Genomic DNA, 18,697 nt, shown 5'->3' on the forward strand with positions numbered 1-18,697 from the left:
ATAACCGCTTTCATTTAAGGCAACACAGAACATGCTCACCAACAGACTCAAACCTGTTATTGGCTTCGCCGGATTCAGCGGCTCAGGCAAAACGACCCTGCTAGAGGGGGTGATCCCTCTACTCAAACGCTCAGGGTTGCGTGTTGGACTGTTAAAACACAGCCACCACAACATCGAACCAGACTCGCCAAGGAAAGACAGCTATCGCCTTCGCTATGCCGGTTCCGATCAACTGTTACTCGCCACCTCTTCTCGCCATATGCTGTTCTTTGAATACCATGACGATGAAGAGCGCGAGCCTGAGCTAAAAGAATGCCTCGCTCAACTTGACCTCAATAAGTTGGACATCGTTTTGGTCGAAGGGTTTCGTGATGCAAGCCTGACAAAAATTGAAGTTCATCGACCAAGCCACGGAAAACCCTTGTTATGTGAACATGATAGGGACATCATCGCCATAGCCACGGACAGTGCCTCACCCCTTTGTGTTTCAAACGATATCCCGCAACTTGATATCAATAGTCACGAGGCGGTTGCAGGCTTTATTAAACACTGGCTTGAAACGGCGACCGACCTCTCGCTTTACCTTGGCTTTGGTGAAAAAGACACGAACCATGGTGGATAGCGTTTCGTTATTCACATGAAGAAAAATGTCCACGTTCATCGTTAAAACATGCCATACAATTAATAATGTAGCTTGTTAATAGACGATCAATGTCAGGAAATGAAGATTCACCTGTCGCTCAATCCAGTCAAAGTGATCACAATACTGTTCAATAACACACTAGAAGAAAGAATAGAGACATGAAGTCAACGACTCGTAGCGTCAAAAAACAAAAACACATTGCACTCGTTGCGCACGACCACTGTAAATCAGAGCTTCTGCGCTGGGTAAAAGAAAACAAAGAGCTACTCGGGCAACACACCTTATATGCCACAGGCACCACGGGTAACATCATTTCGAAAGAAACAGGACTAGAAATTACGTCCCTGATGAGCGGCCCAATGGGCGGTGACCAACAACTCGGCTCGCTGATTTGTGAGAAAAAAATCGACATGTTGGTGTTCTTCTGGGATCCACTCAGCGCCGTTCCGCACGACCCAGATGTGAAAGCGCTGCTTCGCATCGCGGCAGTGTGGAACATTCCCGTCGCCATTAACCGCGCATCAGCACGCTTCATGATCAGCTCACCGATGATGAGCGAAGACGTAGACACTGAAATTCCAGACTACGAAGCGTACCTCGCTGAGCGTCTGCACTGATGATCATCCAGCCTCAAATCCAAGGCGTTGTTGCGCGTAATTGCCATCCTTACGGTTGCCAAGCCTCTGTAAGAGATCAAATTGAAACAGTTCGCGCACTTGTCCAAACCAACGAGATTGCCACCAAAGACAGCACACCAAAGCGTGTGCTTATCTTAGGCGCCTCGTCAGGATTTGGACTGGCATCTCGCATCGCATTGATGTTTGGCCCTGCGGCTGCATCCACCATTGGTGTCTCTTTTGAGCGAGGCCCTTCTGAAAAAGGGGTCGGAAGCGCGGGCTGGTACAACAATGTGTTTGTTAAGCAAGAAGCTGATGCAGCGGGCTTGACCACCACTAATATCATTGGCGATGCCTTTTCCAACGATGTTCGCCAACAGGTTGCCGAAACCATTCGCAGCCAGTTTGGCGGAAAGGTCGACATGGTGGTGTATTCGCTCGCAACAGGCGTGAGACCTAACCCAGAAAAGGGGGAGTTCTGGCGCTCTGCCATCAAACCCGTTGGCAAGACAGTCTCTGGCTACTCAATCAACCTCGAAAACCAATCATTAGATTTGATGACGCTGCCTCCCGCCACCGAGCAGGAGATAGATGAAACCGTCAAGGTCATGGGCGGTGAGGACTGGCTAAATTGGATGTCGTTTTTGTCTGACAACCATTTGCTGGCAGAAGGCTGCGCGACGGTGTCCTATTCCTATATCGGCCCTAAACACACGCATGATATCTATCATGGCGGCACGTTAGGCAAAGCCAAGATTGACCTTCATCAAACACGTACTGCCATTAACACCTTGCTCGCACCACTAAGCGGTCAGGCAGATGTTGCGGTTTGCAAAGCGTTAGTGACGAAAGCCAGTGTGTTCATTCCAGGCTTAACGCCTTACCTGTTAGTGCTGTATAAAGCCATGAAAGCGCAAGGCTTGCATGAGCAATGCATCGAACAAATGGTGCGCCTGTTCTATCAGAAATGGCCGAACAAGGATGATCGCGATGAAGACGGGCTGATCCGCGTTGATGATTGGGAATTAAGTGACGACGTTCAACACGCTGTGAATGACATTCTGCCGCTGCTGAACCCAGAAAATTTTCGCGAGTTGGGGGATTTTGACGGGGTTTACCAAGAGTTTTTACAGCTCAATGGATTTGAGTTCGATGGCGTGGATTACCAAGCAGACATCAGTTTGGATGCATTAAAAGCGCTACTGCCTTAACTCTATACCTTCCCACAACGCAGATTGCGCATCCAAAGATCTGCGTTGTGAGCGTTTATTTGAGGTTTACCTGAATGGCCTTATTGGCTGTTTGGGTAACCTAATACTTCACGTAATTCCGCAGCATGCTTTTTTACCCAAGTGCGGTTAATCGCACCCCAATCTTTGACCTCGTACCCGCCATTTTTGTTGGCACCGACAAACTCCACACGCACATCTAACTCCGACAATGCATCAATGGTGTCTTGTGCAGTGCGTCTCGGCATACCCGTTTCCTGCATCAACGACGGGACAGTGTTTACCCCTTGGTCAATGAGATAAGCCACCAATAAGCGACGATAGAAACTGGTTTTGGTTTTGCTCGGTTTAGTCAAAGGTATGTCCTTTATCGTTCGTGGCCGAACACCCATAGCGTCGCCACCATTCCATTAACAATCAGATGAGTGTAACCCCTCTCACCAAGCGATAAACCGTTTATTGAACAATAAGCTAAAGAGTGTGCATTATTTCACACCAATCTCACACGCACGGCCTAACACCGACGTAAGGGCAATCGGCAGACATCGCTATCATTGGAAATTTGATGCCTCGAAAGTAAGCCCGCCAATCCAGAAATCTCCTTCCAATGACGTCTCCAGCGCTGTTTCCTTACCATCAACGTCTAATGTCACAATGTAACGTCCAGGTGTTAATCCTTCAGCCATGAAAAACCCGTCCCTATCAATTTCGCTGGAATACGCCAACTGGGTCTCTGTGTGTAAGAAATGGAGATACCCACCAGATGGAAAATCCCCCTGAAGATACCCATCGATACCAAAAGAAGACACCATCGCGATCGTGAGTTCTGTCACTGCGACTTTTCGTGTATTCACAAAGACAGGGTTTTGTTTTGGCATGAGATTTAAATCCAGCGAGCCTTCATCTATGAAAACAGGCAGGTGATCTCGCACGGGTACATCAAGAAGTTCAAACTGACCATCTTCCTGCGTTTTTGTGTGTTGGTTCATCACCTTCACCCCCACATTGGCAACACCATTCCCGTTTGCGTCTACTACCCTCCCCTTGAGCTTTGCCGCGTCATACTTGTCCCAATCGGTATATTCGAACTCTGCGCTCGAAAAAAAGGCATCAGCGTCTATCGGTTGTCGATCATTGAAATAGGCCTTGCCCCCAAACTGGGCTGTCAGCTCAATCCCGCCCCCGTCTGACGAACCATAGAATGTAATTAACCAGTTAGGATTCAACCGCGCTTCAATGGAAGCATGCACGTCATAGTCATTGTTGCGGTAGCTGGAGGAGATGTTTGTGATCACATTGTCAGTCTTAAAAACGCCACCCAACCGGCAACCTTTGCAACTGTGCCGAAAAGACGCATCGGTCTGAAGAAATCGACCGTGATCGTCACATTGCGTTTTCAGCCGCCAAGAGGTGTTAGAAAACCCGCTTTTCGTTAATTCAACACGAAAAAAAGATTCATGATCCTGTGTATCTCGAGATGCTGTGTAATCTGACTCCACAGCCAAAAATAGGTTCTTTGCGACTTTTGTGTTGATTCGAGATACCGCTCTGTATAAGTCATCTTCGCGTCTCAGGTTGGCATTGAAGCTCACCCTCTCTAGCGATAAGTAGTATTTAACGCTGTCGTAAGTGTCTTCGCTCGACGTAAACACATCGGATTTATTCCACTCAATCGACAATGATTGGTGCGTGTCTAACAGTATTTCGAGTTCTACTGGATAGTGATGTTGGGCAGGCACAAACCCCACATAGCCAGCAATCCAATGCGCCGGAAGATAACGCACTTGCAGAGCGAGAATATTTTCACTCTCAGAGGTAAACACAGTGCCACCCGCCGTGAGATAACTGTCAATGCCGTATTCAACCACCGCCGCCGCTTCATGGTCACCGTCACCATTGGCGACAAGATCTACACCCCACTGACCCTGCATTAAAAATGCCTCGTCTAGCCCCGCTACGACCACTTGCTCGTCAAGCCAACTGCCATTGTCTAAGTAGTAGCGGAACGTTAGAACGTCACCAGGAGCAATGTTGCTCTCTTCAACAACAAAGCGTCCAAAATCATCGGATTGATAGGCGTTTTGATAAATGCCGTTCACCAACACATCAACATTGATATTCGGATCTGTCGTCCGCTCTAACTGCACGCGACCAGACTCAACGCGATGCTTTCGATTTGTGTAGTACAAACCATTATCGAGCGTTTGAGGCCGCGAGAAAATGCCACCATCGAGCAATACATTCCCCAATTGAAAAGACCTTTCATGTTTTTCATCATGAAGTTCAACGTTGTAATACACAAAGGGATGACTCTCCCGTGAATCGATAGACAACCTTGAGTGAGAATATTGCGTACTAAGGAGTGAATCTGAAAGCACTGAAAAATCTTGGTCGGTACGTGAATGGTAAGCAGACGTGATGGAAAAACGGCTCGATATTCCGACCCCCTTTTCCGGGTTTATGGCAGGTTTTTGCGCTTGAAGCGCTATCGCTTTGGCTTCTCGCCGTGTCGTTTCTTTGAGTAATTTCGCTTTCTTACGAAGCTCGGCAGATGAGGTAAACAAGGGCTCAATGCTTAACCGATAGTCATCAATGGACCATATGACCTTAATAGGAAAGCAGGCCGCCATGCTTTTCCAATGGATGAGCACGCCACCGCTGTGATCTCTCAGTGTCACGTTCTGTTGCTCAGCATCGCCTCGATAGCATCGGGCGTTGTTTGTATCAATCACAAAAGGTGGCGATTCTCGACGTATGTCTTGCGGTAGATAAGCCTCACAGACACCCGCCGAACATCCGCCAGCCATATCGATAAGTGAAAAGATCGCGTCATCTAGAGAAAGATAGGGCTGCTCATCCTCATCCATTCTCACACGATAGAAATTGTCTCCCGCCTGTCCAACATGCACTTCAATGTGAGCGTCGAACAGATCATCGTCAAATTCATCTGAGGCATGTAAATAGCCAGAAACAATCAACAAGAGTGAGGACAATAATAATAAACAGAGACTGCTGTACTTCATTCTGCCTTAAATTTGCGTGTTTAGAACGAACACCTCTGAAGGACTTGCTCATTTTGAATCAATTGCGCTTCCGTCGCGGTGCTGGGGAGAGGTTTCTTCAGTTCAGCGTTTCTCACAACAACCAGATTTTGCGTCCAATCCCCATACTTCAACATTGCGTTGAATTGATAATTGCTCTTGTTCTGAATACGGATGCCATGGGCATCACACAGAACAGAAACATCTTGCTCGGGTTGCCCTTTTTGAACATAAACAGGGATATAGCTGTTAACTTTGAAGTTCAGCGCGAAGGCAGAAGAGGTTTTTTCTTCCTCTGCCGATGCCACACTCACCGTCGGAGAAAAATGGATATACGCACGGTACTCTCCCTTGGCTTTGTCAGACGGTAACGCTTTGAGGCGCAGCCTTATTGTGCGTCGTTGATTGGGGTTAAGTTTCCGAATGATCGGCGGGGAAATTTGCAGAAAGTCAGAAATATCTTCCTCCCTTTCAATATCATCGCGCAGTCGGCGTACGCCTTGAGACGTAATGGGCCGATAGACCGCCTTAATGTCCAATCGAAGCGGCTGATCTGAGGTATTCTCAACAACGATTTTTTCAGTGACTGAACGTTCTGCATCTAACACAAACCGCGTGGGTGCAATCAGCAATTGGCATGTTGCGGGAAAAGAGACAATAAAACTGAACAAGGCCAGCAGGACACACTTCATTTATAATTCACCTCAAAGCGAATAGCACTGGAATACCTACCCGCAGAATTTTTTGCGTGGATTTTCACAACCGCACCAATGCACAACAATGGTGTTCTTCCGTTGGCTCTGATCCTCACAATTCCTCTTTTCGACAATCCACACCCATAGATGAAGCGGTTGACTTTGAGTCGCTCCCTTCCTCTCTCTTTGTAAATGAATTGACGGTGAGGGACGGTAACAACAACACGTTCGCCAGGCTTTCCTTCTACATAGAATCGCGCCACATCCACACGATTAGAAAACGGCGTTGATTTTGCTTTTTGATTGAGCCCTGTTACATACATGCCTGAGAACTCAAGTTTCATTCTTTCGGGAACAATACAGAGTGAAAAACAGGGAAAAGAAATGAGTGATAAAATAAAAACAACAACACTTCTAAGGTACATAGCATTTATATGGCGACACAACCTAAAACTGTAAAGTTTATATTTAAGTAATATCGCCATTGCTATCAAATACTATATGCCACTTGATTCACTATTGATAAGTAACATCAACAGGCACGTTAGCCGAATACGTGCCCGCGACTAATGTTGCGCCAGCCGTCTTTGCAGTACCACCAATTTTTAATTCAGCGGTTCCACCTGTTAATGTAAGGTTAGAATCAAAACTGAACTCTGCTGGAATCGTATTTGCCCCATTAACTAAATTGGTATTTGAAATCGCAACATCAACAACTGCACCTGTTCCACCATTGATAGTGAATGCAGCCGCACCGCTATCTGACTTAGCTACAACAACATCTGTCGCTTGATCTGAGGTAATCAAACCAAAATCTAGATCCGATGTTTTTGTCATTGATATCGCCTGCTTTATTTCTAACGTCGCATTAAACGTATCACTCACAGCCAGTGCGTTTGTCGCACCAAACGTGAATACAGAAACAACTGCAACTTTCAATAAACCATCCATAGCTCAACCTCTTTATATTTAGTTCAAGAATAATCACATATCATTTTTAAGACATAATAAAAAAGTGATTAATATTTTATTATTTGTGAGACATAATTAATAAAACCGCAATTAAAATCGCCTCAGAAATAAAAGTACACGCCAATTAATATTTTTATTAATTTTTTATTTGGCAATATTTTTATCAGATCTATAAATGGAACAAATGTCACACTTTTAGATTAATACACATCAGATATTAAGTGGAGCGACTACGTATTTGAAACCACTCCGGGACACCATACTCAGATAACAATCTGAAAATGAAGGAAGGTATTAATCAATACACGCCGAAAGGATCTAAAAATATAGTCAAACTGCATTTGGTATACGGCATAAATAACAACGCTATTACGACGTTCCCTACCTATAAGACCAACAAAAAACGGTCTACAAGCCCCTAAATCATAGTCATCTGTAAAATATCCCCTCACACCTAGCCTCAAGATGAGACATCGGAACAGGTATTTAGAACTTATGTTGACCACCCTGAATATAAATACGCTTTTTTAGACATCACGAAGGGGTTTCACGGAGAGATAACTACAATTACTCGGACTCACGATAGGAGGCTACCAATGGCAACACAAAAAACCAAAGTATCAACCCATGAATCCATGGAGAACAAATACGGGGATGACGTGGAGCACAATCACGATAAAGATCATCTGGAATATCGCGAGCATGAACCGAGTCATGGACACCATCTGCATGGTGGCGTTAATTCACACAAAGGTACGCATCACCATCACCGAACCACACACCATCACCACCACTACTATGGCCCTGTTACCATCGTGATGGGCCCTGACGATGAAGACGACGAGTAAAACCCGTTTTGTGGGGCACGTAATGCTGCCTCTTATTTAACTTTATTATCGCAATATCGTCGTTCTCCAGATAGCTGTTGACCAAAGCCCGTACCTGTCGGGCTTTTCTCTCATTTCTGACAACATGTGCAACTTAGTGCCAACCCCCGAATTTAAAGGCTTACAGGCGACTATGCTTATCCCAGTTTTAATGGCGTGATAGGTATGACGATGAGAGATGAACAAGAGAATATCCTGTTCCACTTTTTTGATGTTCTAGCCAATATGATATGGCAGATCTATTGGCCGTTGGCATTTGGTTTAATGCTGTCTTCATTCGTTCGGCACTTGTTGCCTGTCAGCACAGTCGCAAAACACTTAGGCCAAACCAATATGAAAAGCCTAAGCTTCGCCACGCTCTTGGGTGTCATGTCTTCATCATGCTCTTACGCTGCAGCCTCCCTTTCTCACACCCTGTTGACCAAAAAAGCGACGCTTGCCAATGCCATCGCCTTTCTCGTCTCGAGCACCAATTTAATTCTTGAGATGTTCATCGTCCTCGTCGCCTTGTTGGGCTGGACCTTTTTGTGGGGAGAGGTACTCGGAGGGCTTATTCTGATCATGACGGTGGCGATCCTGTTCCATCACTTCTACCCCAAAGATGTCGAACGCTCATTGCGTGACAAACTCGATGCGGAACAATCACAGAACAATGTAAAAGACAGTGATTGCGGTATGGACATGTCATCCATGAAGCATGAAGACAGCGATTGCGGCATGGACATGTCTTCCATGAAGCATGAAGACAGCGATTGCGGCATGGACATGTCTTCCATGAAGCATGAAGACAGCGATTGCGGCATGGACATGTCTTCCATGAAGCATGAAGACAATGACTGCGGCATGGACATGTCCTCCATGAAGCATGAAGACAGTGACTGCGGCATGGACATGTCTTCCATGAAGCATGAAGACAGCGATTGCGGCATGGACATGTCTTCCATGAAGCATGAAGACAATGACTGCGGCATGGACATGTCCTCCATGAAGCATGAAGACAGTGACTGCGGCATGGACATGTCTTCCATGAAGCATAACGACGAAAAAGGCTCAGCAAAGGTGTTCCCCTCCGCCACGATGAAGAAGATCACGTCTTCGGCCAGTTTCTTCCAAATGGATCTTGCCATGATCGGCAAAGAGATAGCTATTGGTGTCCTTGTATCATCGCTCTTGATCAGTCTTGTTCCCCTTGAGGGGTGGCGCATCTTGTTCATCAGCGACAGTGTTGGACTTCCCACTTGGCTGCATTCATTGCTCGATGTTGTTATCGGTATTTTCGTCGCCATGATTGCCTACGTATGCTCAGTCGGAAATCTGTTGTTGGCTGCAGCTCTCTGGCATGGAGGCATCTCCTTCGGCGGGGTCATTGGCTTTATTCTTGCGGATGTGCTGACAATCCCCATGATACGCGTCTACCAAAAATACTACGGCACACGGCCCACCAAATGGATTGTCGGCTTGCTGTTCCTTTCAATCCTCTTTACCGGTTTGTGCGTAGACGCGATTTTCAACGGGCTGGATATCACAACGCAATCTCAGAATTTGCGGCCTCTTATCCAAGATGGCTTTGGTTGGAACACCACCACAGTCATGAACCTGATCTTTATACCGTTATCGGTTTGGTTTTATCGCGTGGGTAAGAAAGCCAATGCTGGAATGGGAATGGCGATGTAAGCCAAAAAGCAAACAGCGAGTGTGTTCCACTGAAACACACTCGCTGAATCACGCTGTTGATGGCGCGCATAACACGAGTAAAGAGGCTTTACCCGAGTTACTTCAGCGAATCCAATAAAGTATTCGCGGCTAATTTTCCTAGTGCATCAGCGGCAAGTGGGCTCGCCCCTGTAATTAACTGACGATCAATACACACAGTGTTGTCGGATTTTGAGTTCATCAGTGTCACACCAAGGCTTTCAAGTTTTTTACTCAACCCCCAAAGCATTTTACCTGGCAAGTAGCCCACTTTTGGCGTGACATCATCCACGGAATCGGGGAACACGGCCATCTTGTAACCCGCATAAAGGAACTCATTTCCCTCTAACGAGGTTGCAAGCAACGCACCTGGACCATGACAAAGCGTGACAGTGAACAAACCATTGTCGTTAGCCCAATGCAGCACTTTCCCCACATTAACGTCTTCTGGAATACCTAGCATTGCACCGTGCCCACCAGGAATGAAGACCGCTGCATACGCATCGCTCTCACTGAGCGACGTATTCACGAAGTCTTCCAATGAGCCGGGTTGTTCAAAGCGAGATTTGTACTCGTTGAAAAAGGCGATGACATTGTCGTCTTTGTTTGGAAACGCCCACATTTCAAAGACTACTGGCTTTCCAGTTGGCGTGACGATATCAAAATCAAAGCCTGCATTTTTCAAGTGCAGCATCGGCAACAAAGCTTCTACGGGGTGATTTCCCGTGGAGAATTGCTTGCCGTTTTGCATTTCCATGTTCTTTTGTTCGGTGAAAATCACCAACACTTTAGAGCGATTACCGACGTAAGGGGTATACGCGACCGCCTTATAATCTGTTTTATCTGACGTGGCTAACTTCAACGCCAATTTCGACGGTGAATACGATCCATCAGACTCGCGTTTAGGGGCAAGACCAAACAATTTTTTCAACATATCTCAATATCCTTATAAACACAGAGTTAAAAGGGGCAAGAAATCCCCTTTTTCGCCACTACGCAGAAACGTTAATAATGATCTTACCTTGTGCTCGACCTGTTTCGCTGCGCGCGTGGGCTTCTGCAACTTGGTCTAACGCGAATTCGCTATCAATGTTCACCGTCAGTTTGCCCGCATCAGCAAGCGCGGCAAGTGCTTCCAATTGCTCACGATTTGGCAAAACAAAGCAGAATGAGGCATTTACCCCGAACGTCGCCGCCATGTCCTCTTCTGGCGTCTTCGCAATCGAGACTAAACGACCGCCTTTTTTCAGCGTTTTGAAACTGCGGTCTTGCGTGTCACCACCAATGGTGTCAAACACAACATCCAGATCTTCAAGTGCAGTGAAATCGTCTTCACGGTAGTCAATGACATGATCAGCGCCAAGGCTCAGCACAAGCTCAGTGTTACGTGAAGATGTCGTGGTGTATACCGTTGCACCGCGTAGTTTCGCCAGTTGAATAGCAAACTGACCCACAGCACCAGAACCACCATGAATAAGAACACGCTCGCCTTCTTGCAGTTGAACGTATTGATTCAATGCCTGCCATGCTGTGAGCGCAGCAAGTGGCACACCAGCAGCTTGTTGCCAGCTAAGTGATTCAGGTTTGATCGCCACCTCGTTTGCAGAAACAGCAATGTACTCAGCATAACTGCCGTTGTTCGCGATTTCTGGGCGGCTGTAAACAGCATCACCCACGGCGAGACTTGTCACATTGTCACCAATGGCAACCACTTCGCCAGACACATCCCAACCCAGGGTTAAAGGCAATGTATGGTTGAGCAATGGCTGTAGGTAACCTTCACGGATTTTCCAATCCACGGGGTTCACTGACGCCGCACGTACCTTGATGAGTACTTCGTCGGCTTTGGGCGTTGGAATGTCAATCGTGTTCAACGCAAGCACGTCTCGACCACCAAAATCGCTGATCTGCACAGCTTTCATCACATTGCTCATCATTTATCTCCTTTGAGTTGGTATGCAATACCCAAACAGCTGACCGCCTTTGAGTATCAATATGAGCAAATCGTAACCTTTCTTTATCCGCTTGATTAGCCATGAAACCATCACTATATTGTTTATAAATTGGAAACAATTAGGCTAAAAATGACACTTAAAAATGAAAATATGCAGGAATTGATTCTTTTTTCCCATATAAACCGACAGGGAAGTTTATCGGCCGCCGCACAGCTATTGGGGATCAGTCGTTCGTCTGTGAGTAAACAGCTCGCCGCATTGGAAAAGAAGATTGGTTCACGCCTCTTTAATCGTACAACTCGCAAAATAGTGCTCACAGATGTCGGACGAAAGGTGCTGCAAGAAGCACACAATGTTGAGTTGGCGCTCCAACGCATCGAGCACATCAGTGAAGATTCGCGTTCCGTCGTGGCAGGAGAATTGAAGGTCTCCTGTCCTGCCGCGCAAGGACGTATTCACATTGCCCCGTTAATGACAGAGTTCCTCAAACGCTATCCGAACGTCTCCATTAACTTGCAATTGGAAGACCGCTTCGTCGATATGGTTGCCGAGAACATTGATGTGTCGATTCGCGTGGGATATTTACCCGATTCGACCCTGATTGCGCGAAAGCTAGGTGATGTGTCATGGGTACTCTGTGCCAGCCCCACCTACTTAGAAACAGCCCCGCCACTTAACAAGCCATCAGACCTTCTCAATCATCCTTGTCTCTATTACCGCAGTAACAAAGTCACCATGAACACGTGGTCATTCATCGGCAAAGACAGTGAAGAAGACGTTACGGTATCAGGCCCTTTTTCCGTCAATGATCCGGGTGTGCTGGTTTCGGCAGCCGTGGATCACGCCGGTGTGCTGTTGCTCGACAAAGGGTTATTGGGGAACACCATTGAGGAAGGAAAACTGGTGCCATTACTGGAAGCGTATCAGGTAGCCGGTGGCCTTCCGACCTATGTGGTTTACCCTGAACGAGAATTTATCCCGGCAAAAACGAGGGCCTTGGTCGATTTCTTGTTGGAAAAAGCCCCAACCACGTTTCACCGCTAAATACCTTGACCGATAAATATTAAAAAAGCCGCGGCACTCCGCTCCTAAGAACGGAATGCCACGGCTTTCTTTAATTTTTGAGCGTTAACGCTTACGCATTGCCTGTTGGCGCTGGGCGTTGTGGACGACGTTGAGCAGGCTTCGCATTGCCACCGCCTGAACGTCCGTTACCGCCATTGCGCGTTGCACTGTTGGTGCGGTTAGAACCGTTGCTACGATGACTCCCGTCTCCGCGCGCTGATTGACCACCTTCAGATTGACCTTGTGTAGGACGACGGCGTTGGCCTTCACCTTGGCGATTTCCGCCTTGCGCACCGCCCTCTTTATTTTGACCACCGAAGCGACGTGGGTTCTTGCCTGCTGGCTTATGACCACGTGCATTCTCGCCAGCGCGCTGGCCGTCAGAATTGCCGTTTTTCGCGCCTCTTGGTTTCTTGGGTTTGATTGGACGTGTATCCAATCGTGACGCTGGCAAAGGATTGCTAGGCTTCAAGCCTTGCATTTCAACACGTGGTAACACTTTTTGAATCAAGCGTTCGATGCCGAATAGCTCTGCGGCTTCGTCAGCACACACCAAAGATATCGCTTTACCAGTTTCACCAGCACGGCCAGTGCGGCCAATACGGTGAACATAATCTTCAGACACATTCGGCAAATCGAAGTTAACCACTTGTGGAAGCTGAGGAATATCGATACCACGCGCAGCAATGTCAGTCGCAACCAATACGCGCACGTCACCTGATTTGAAATCTGCCAGTGCTTTGGTACGCGCACCTTGGCTCTTGTTACCGTGAATGGGTGCAGCGGTAATGCCTTGGTCGTTCAGGTAATGGGCCAGTTTGTTTGCACCGTGCTTAGTACGGCTAAATACCAGCACCTGACGCCAATTGCCTTCTTTGATAAGACGTACCAGCATTTGTGGTTTTTGGCGCTTATCGACCGGGTAAATGCTCTGCTCAACGGTTTGCGCCGTTGAGTTGCGAGGCGTCACTGAAATCTCAACAGGGTTGTTCACCAAGCCTTTCGCCAGTTCACGGATCTCATCAGAAAACGTCGCTGAGAACAGCAAGTTTTGGCGTTGCTTTGGCAACAGCGCAAGGACTTTGCGGATGTCGCGAATGAAGCCCATGTCGAGCATGCGGTCAGCTTCATCCAATACCAACACTTCAAGCTGTGAAAATTTCACTGCATTTTGGTTGTACAAATCAATCAGACGACCCGGCGTTGCCACCAAAATGTCGCACCCTTTGCGAAGGCGCAAAAGCTGAGGGTTGATTTTCACACCACCAAACACAACGTAAGAGCTCACGTTCAAGTGACGGCTGTATTTAACAACGTTGTCATTGATTTGAGCAGCAAGCTCACGCGTCGGCGTTAGAATTAGCGCACGAACGTGGTTGCTTTTAGCACGCGGACCAGCACTTAAACGCTCAAGAATTGGCAACGTAAAACCGGCTGTTTTCCCTGTCCCCGTTTGGGCTGCAGCCATAACATCTTGACCTTCAAGAACAGCAGGGATCGCTTGTGCTTGGATCGGTGACGGTGTGTCATAACCCTGTTCTTCAATGGCTTTGAGGATTGGTGCAGATAGACCTAACGAGGTGAAACCCATAAATTTGATTCTCTGTAAAATATCGAATATTTCTGGCGAGATAAGCTTGCTGTTTTCAGCGTCGATAAACAGGACATACGAAAGCACTTGGCTTTTTTCGTATGCATGTAACCTTGAATCGAATGCTTGGAAACGTGTCGCCAGCTGCGTCTTGTTTCCAAGCAGCAGAAATGAAAAAGCCCGCGCGCTCTTTGTTCTAAGAGCAGGCGGGCTATTTCGAATGTGGCGGAGAGATAGGGATTTGAACCCTAGGTGCGCTATAAACGCACGCCGGTTTTCAAGACCGGTGCTTTCAACCACTCAGCCATCTCTCCGTAAGTGGTGCGCATAATAATGGGCTGATGACATGCTGTAAAGGGTTAATTTCATCAAAATGCGTTAAGTGCGGAGTTTTTGAACAGTTCGCGCCAATTCTACCCGTCTGGCCTGATTTGCAGATACTGACATGCTCATTTTGTGCTCCGCCCGGCGCAAGCTAGCCGTTAATTGCTCACTTTTCTGTCTCAGATACTACACTTTCGAAAAAAGCCTTGTGTTATTAGTGCGTTTTGAATTCATTAGGGATGGGATTCTCGAAGAAACAATGCTCCATGCGTTGTCACGAGTCTTTGCGTTACCCCGAGTGGATGTGAGCGTGGGTTTGTAATGAGAGACGACGAGAGAACCATAATGAAAACTTCAGATTTGTTTGTAAAAGCGCTCGAAAATGAAGGTGTTGAATACATCTATGGTATCCCGGGTGAAGAAAACCTCGATTTTCTCAACTCGCTAAAAGATTCCCCGATCGAACTTATCCTTACACGGCACGAACAAGCCGCAGGTTTCATGGCTGCCACCTACGGCAGGCTTACAGGTAAGCCCGGTGTGTGTTTATCTACCCTGGGCCCTGGCGCAACGAACTTTGTTACCGCTGCCGCATATGCCCAGTTAGGCGCGATGCCCATGGTGATGTTGGGCGGTCAAAAGCCCATTCGTAAAAGTAAGCAGGGGCGATTCCAGATCGTCGATGTCGTTAATCTCATGAAGCCCATCACCAAATACTCCGAACAAGTCGTGGATGGAAACAACGTGCCCGCCATGGTGCGCGAGTGTTTCCGCCTGTGTTCAGAAGAACGCCCTGGGGCAGGATATTTGGAGTTGCCTGAAGACATTGCAGATGAAGATTCCGCCGCGACCATTTTTGATACCGTTCACCACCGCCGCCCTGACGCGAACATGCAAAGCATCGAGCAAGCGGCGGAAATGATTAAGAACGCGAAAATGCCGCTACTTCTCATCGGTGCAGGGGCAAACCGTAAACGCTCAAGTCAGGCACTCAAAGATTTCATCGATAAAACCGGCATCTACTTCTTTAATACCCAAATGGGTAAAGGCGTGGTGGATGAACGTCACGAGCGATTCATTGGTACAGCCGCCCTTTCAAGCCACGATTTCTTACACTGTGCCATCGAGAAAGCCGACCTCATTATTAATGTGGGGCACGACGTTATCGAGAAACCGCCGTTCTTTATGGAAAAAGGCGGGACGAAAGTCATTCACGTGAACTTCTTTGCGGCAAGAACCGATGAAGTGTATTTCCCCCAATTGAACGTCGTGGGCGATATCTGCTCATCCGTGAACCGCCTAACGAAAGAAGTTGGCAAACTGAAACAAGATTTAAGCTTCTTTCAACGCGTGAAAGAAAACGTCGACCAACGTACCACCAAATATTTCGAAGACCGCCGCTTTCCAATGCTACCCCAGCGCTTGGTGAAGATTCTGCGTGACCAACTCGACGGTGAAGACATTGTCACGCTGGATAACGGGGTCTACAAAATTTGGTTTGCCCGTAACTACCTGTGTTACTCCAACAACACCCTGCTTCTCGATAACGCACTTGCCACCATGGGCGCAGGTTTACCGTCAGCCATGGCAGCAAAACAGCTTAATCCGGATAAAAAAGTGGTGTCCGTTAATGGTGATGGCGGCTTTTTGATGAACTCACAAGAACTCGAAACCGCCGTGCGCATGGGCTTGGATTTGGTGGTTATTATCCTGAATGACAGCGCCTACGGCATGATCAAATGGAAACAAGAAGGCATGAACTTTGAGGATTACGGCCTCGATTTCAATAACCCCGACCTTGTGAAATATGCCAACAGCTTTGGTGCAATCGGTCACCGACCTGATAGCCATGACGAATTTCAGTCCATTTTGAAACATGCATTGAACTCGAAAGGCGTACATTTGATTGATCTCCCAGTCGATTACTCACTTAACCACTCCATTCTTAATGTATTGATTAAGGAAAGTGAGGGCATTAAATAGAAAGGAAAAGACCATGACGGAACTGAGTGTCTATCGCCCGTTTGATAACGGGCTGATAAAGACAATACCGATGCAGAGCGCCAGCGATGTCGACGCGGCAATTGCTAGCGCCCATGCATTGTTCTTGGATCGGCAGGCGTGGTTGCCTGCCCACCAGCGCATCGAGATTCTGGAAAAGACCATCAGCATCATGTCTGATCAGGTCGAAGCCTTAACGTTGATGGCGGCAGAAGAAGGTGGGAAGCCTTACATCGATTCAAAAGTCGAAGTGCTTCGCGCGATAAATGGCGTCAAACTTGCGATTGAACACATTGCGCAAATCAAAGGCGAGCAAATCCCGATGGGGCAAACCGCGGCGTCAGTGAACCGCCTTGCGTTTACTATCCGCGAGCCCATTGGCGTGGTGTCTTCCATCAGCGCCTTTAACCACCCACTGAATCTTATCGTTCACCAAGTCATTCCAGCCATTGCTGTTGGGTGTCCTGTGTTGATAAAACCCGCAATGACAACGCCCTTGTCGTGTCTACGCCTTGTGGAAATTTTGCACGAAGCAGGGTTACCGAAAGGTTGGTGTCAGGCGTTAGTCACGGACAACGACGCGGCCAGCAAGTTGGTGTCAGACCCACGCATTAATTTCCTTTCCTTTATTGGTTCCGCCAATGTCGGATGGATGTTGCGCTCGCAGCTAGCGCCCGGTACGCGTTGCGCCCTCGAGCATGGTGGCGCCGCGCCCGTTATTGTCGATAACAGCGCCAATCTTGATGAGGTTGTACCTAGCCTCGCCAAAGGGGGGTTCTACCACGCAGGCCAAGTGTGTGTATCAGTACAACGTGTGTATGCGCAGCAAGGCTTCTGCCGAGAATTGGCCGTGCGTATCGCCGAAGCCGGGGATCAAATGAAGGTGGGCGATCCGCTCGACCCTTCAACAGAAGTCGGCCCGCTCATTCTGCCGCGCGAAGTTGATCGCGTTGAAGAATGGGTGAATGAAGCTGTGGCTGCAGGTGCGGAATTAATCAGTGGTGGCAAACGTCTTTCAGACAGTTGTTATGCACCGACAGTGCTGTTAAATCCGCCTGACGATGTGCGTGTTTCACAGAATGAAATCTTTGGCCCTGTGATTTGCGTGTACTCCTATGTCGAGAAAAGCGATGCAATAAAACGGGCAAATGCGCTCCCTTATGCATTCCAAGCATCGGTTTTCACGAATGATTTGGAAGATGCGCTATCGCTGACACAGCAATTAAATGCTACCGCTGTGATGGTCAATGACCACACTGCGTTTCGTGTCGATTGGATGCCATTTGGTGGACGCGATGCATCAGGCGTTGGCCTTGGTGGTATTCAATATTCAATGCATGAAATGACCAGAGACAAAATGCTGGTCTTCAAGAGCCCCAGTTTGTAGTCGAGGCTATCGTTCGAGCAGGGTCACAGACGGTGAACCTGCTCGGGCGAGAGAACAATAAAAAATACGGTTTTCTAAAAACCAATGGCTACAAATTAGGGCGCTAAAGATGTCAGTTTCACTTTCCCAAAATCGTTGTCAGTTTGCGAAATTACTAGCTCCCAATGCAGACAATAGCCATAACCATATGATTTTAAATTACATTAAATTATTGGCATAGTTTTCGCTTTAGACATATATCTATACAGGGGAGGTAGGAAATCATGCAAATTGAACATATTCAACAACCCGACGACTCACTCACTCTCGTCATTTGTGGTGACATGGATGCTCAAGGTTGCAGCGAAATTCAACCTGAGCTGGATGAGCTCGTCAACAATGAAATTCTGAAAGACATTACACTCGATCTCCATAACGTCGACTTCCTCGATAGCTCGGGCATCGGTGCCATTGTTTTCCTCTTCAAACGATTAAAGGCAAAAGGCAAGGTGCTTTCGCTCATACAGGTGCACGGTCAGCCAATGGAAATTATCCAATTGCTGCGCATCAACAGCGCGATCTCTGTTAAGCCTGCTTCAACCGTTAGTTAATTCGTTGT

The 18,697-nt window shown here is 47.5% G+C and carries 17 protein-coding genes and 1 tRNA gene; 9 read left to right on the top strand and 9 right to left on the bottom strand.

The genetic code is table 11. The features are described 5' to 3' along the window. The first annotated feature begins 31 nt into the window (after positions 1-31). The 3 genes from mobB to fabV all read left to right on the top strand — a co-directional run bounded on the left by mobB (position 32) and on the right by fabV (position 2,471). Positions 32-622: a molybdopterin-guanine dinucleotide biosynthesis protein B gene (gene mobB / locus EQP46_RS03330; protein ID WP_129492297.1), complete on the top strand. Its 591-nt coding sequence runs from the start codon at positions 32-34 to the stop codon at positions 620-622. 179 nt (positions 623-801) lie between these two features. Next, a complete protein-coding gene (locus EQP46_RS03335; protein ID WP_129492298.1) occupies positions 802-1,260 on the top strand; it encodes a methylglyoxal synthase in 459 nt (152 codons plus the stop codon). After that, positions 1,260-2,471 carry an enoyl-ACP reductase FabV gene (gene fabV, locus EQP46_RS03340; protein WP_129492299.1) on the top strand — a complete coding sequence of 404 codons (1,212 nt, stop codon included), beginning with the start codon at positions 1,260-1,262 and terminating at the stop codon, positions 2,469-2,471. Before EQP46_RS03335 ends, fabV begins: the two co-directional genes overlap by 1 nt. Before the next feature lie 80 nt (positions 2,472-2,551). On the opposite strand, the gene EQP46_RS03345 is transcribed toward fabV, so the two are convergent. The 5 genes from EQP46_RS03345 to EQP46_RS03365 all read right to left on the bottom strand — a co-directional run bounded on the left by EQP46_RS03345 (position 2,552) and on the right by EQP46_RS03365 (position 7,176). Continuing rightward, the gene (locus EQP46_RS03345; RefSeq protein ID WP_102318636.1) at positions 2,552-2,845 is read right to left on the bottom strand and encodes a winged helix-turn-helix domain-containing protein; all 294 of its coding nucleotides are present in this window, start codon (positions 2,843-2,845) and stop codon (positions 2,552-2,554) included. Positions 2,846-3,040: 195 nt separating this feature from the next. Then, positions 3,041-5,512, bottom strand: a complete 2,472-nt coding sequence (locus tag EQP46_RS03350; RefSeq protein ID WP_129492300.1) for a carboxypeptidase regulatory-like domain-containing protein — start codon at positions 5,510-5,512, stop codon at positions 3,041-3,043. Between the two features lie 20 nt (positions 5,513-5,532). Further along, complete coding sequence (locus EQP46_RS03355; RefSeq protein WP_129492301.1) at positions 5,533-6,222, bottom strand: fimbrial biogenesis chaperone; 690 nt, start codon at positions 6,220-6,222, stop codon at positions 5,533-5,535. After that, positions 6,219-6,710: a DUF4402 domain-containing protein gene (locus EQP46_RS03360; protein WP_240671635.1), complete on the bottom strand. Its 492-nt coding sequence runs from the start codon at positions 6,708-6,710 to the stop codon at positions 6,219-6,221. The genes EQP46_RS03355 and EQP46_RS03360 overlap by 4 nt, the downstream gene beginning before the upstream one ends. Before the next feature lie 31 nt (positions 6,711-6,741). Next, on the bottom strand, positions 6,742-7,176 hold the full coding sequence (locus EQP46_RS03365; protein ID WP_129492302.1) for a DUF4402 domain-containing protein: 435 nt from the start codon (positions 7,174-7,176) through the stop codon (positions 6,742-6,744). A 617-nt stretch (positions 7,177-7,793) separates the two neighbouring features. On the opposite strand from EQP46_RS03365, the gene EQP46_RS03370 reads away from it, so the two are divergent. Both EQP46_RS03370 and EQP46_RS03375 read left to right on the top strand, forming a co-directional pair. Beyond that, positions 7,794-8,045 (top strand): hypothetical protein, encoded by a 252-nt coding sequence (locus EQP46_RS03370; protein ID WP_129492303.1) that lies wholly within the window; start codon positions 7,794-7,796, stop codon positions 8,043-8,045. A gap of 210 nt (positions 8,046-8,255) precedes the next feature. After that, complete coding sequence (locus tag EQP46_RS03375; protein ID WP_129492554.1) at positions 8,256-9,758, top strand: permease; 1,503 nt, start codon at positions 8,256-8,258, stop codon at positions 9,756-9,758. Between the two features lie 97 nt (positions 9,759-9,855). On the opposite strand, the gene hchA is transcribed toward EQP46_RS03375, so the two are convergent. Together hchA and EQP46_RS03385 are read right to left on the bottom strand one after the other, a co-directional pair. Continuing rightward, entirely contained in the window at positions 9,856-10,710 is an 855-nt protein-coding gene (hchA, locus tag EQP46_RS03380; protein ID WP_129492304.1) for a glyoxalase III HchA, read from the bottom strand. 58 nt (positions 10,711-10,768) lie between these two features. Beyond that, the gene (locus tag EQP46_RS03385) at positions 10,769-11,713 is read right to left on the bottom strand and encodes an NADP-dependent oxidoreductase (protein WP_240671636.1); all 945 of its coding nucleotides are present in this window, start codon (positions 11,711-11,713) and stop codon (positions 10,769-10,771) included. A gap of 147 nt (positions 11,714-11,860) precedes the next feature. On the opposite strand from EQP46_RS03385, the gene EQP46_RS03390 reads away from it, so the two are divergent. Further along, positions 11,861-12,775: a LysR family transcriptional regulator gene (locus EQP46_RS03390; protein WP_129492305.1), complete on the top strand. Its 915-nt coding sequence runs from the start codon at positions 11,861-11,863 to the stop codon at positions 12,773-12,775. Between the two features lie 91 nt (positions 12,776-12,866). On the opposite strand, the gene EQP46_RS03395 is transcribed toward EQP46_RS03390, so the two are convergent. Together EQP46_RS03395 and EQP46_RS03400 are read right to left on the bottom strand one after the other, a co-directional pair. Then, on the bottom strand, positions 12,867-14,387 hold the full coding sequence (locus tag EQP46_RS03395; RefSeq protein ID WP_129492306.1) for a DEAD/DEAH box helicase: 1,521 nt from the start codon (positions 14,385-14,387) through the stop codon (positions 12,867-12,869). Between the two features lie 223 nt (positions 14,388-14,610). After that, positions 14,611-14,701: transfer RNA gene (locus EQP46_RS03400), tRNA-Ser, on the bottom strand. Positions 14,702-15,056: 355 nt separating this feature from the next. On the opposite strand from EQP46_RS03400, the gene EQP46_RS03405 reads away from it, so the two are divergent. From EQP46_RS03405 to EQP46_RS03415, 3 genes are all read left to right on the top strand, one after another. Beyond that, positions 15,057-16,694, top strand: coding sequence for an acetolactate synthase large subunit (locus EQP46_RS03405; RefSeq protein WP_129492307.1), 1,638 nt, complete (start codon positions 15,057-15,059; stop codon positions 16,692-16,694). 13 nt (positions 16,695-16,707) lie between these two features. Next, positions 16,708-18,099 (top strand): aldehyde dehydrogenase family protein, encoded by a 1,392-nt coding sequence (locus EQP46_RS03410; RefSeq protein WP_129492308.1) that lies wholly within the window; start codon positions 16,708-16,710, stop codon positions 18,097-18,099. Between the two features lie 263 nt (positions 18,100-18,362). Next, entirely contained in the window at positions 18,363-18,689 is a 327-nt protein-coding gene (locus EQP46_RS03415) for an STAS domain-containing protein (RefSeq protein WP_129492309.1), read from the top strand. The last annotated feature ends 8 nt before the right edge of the window (positions 18,690-18,697 follow it).

This window comes from Enterovibrio baiacu, from assembly GCF_004120195.1.
In the GTDB taxonomy this organism is placed as follows: Bacteria; Pseudomonadota; Gammaproteobacteria; order Enterobacterales; family Vibrionaceae; genus Enterovibrio; species Enterovibrio baiacui.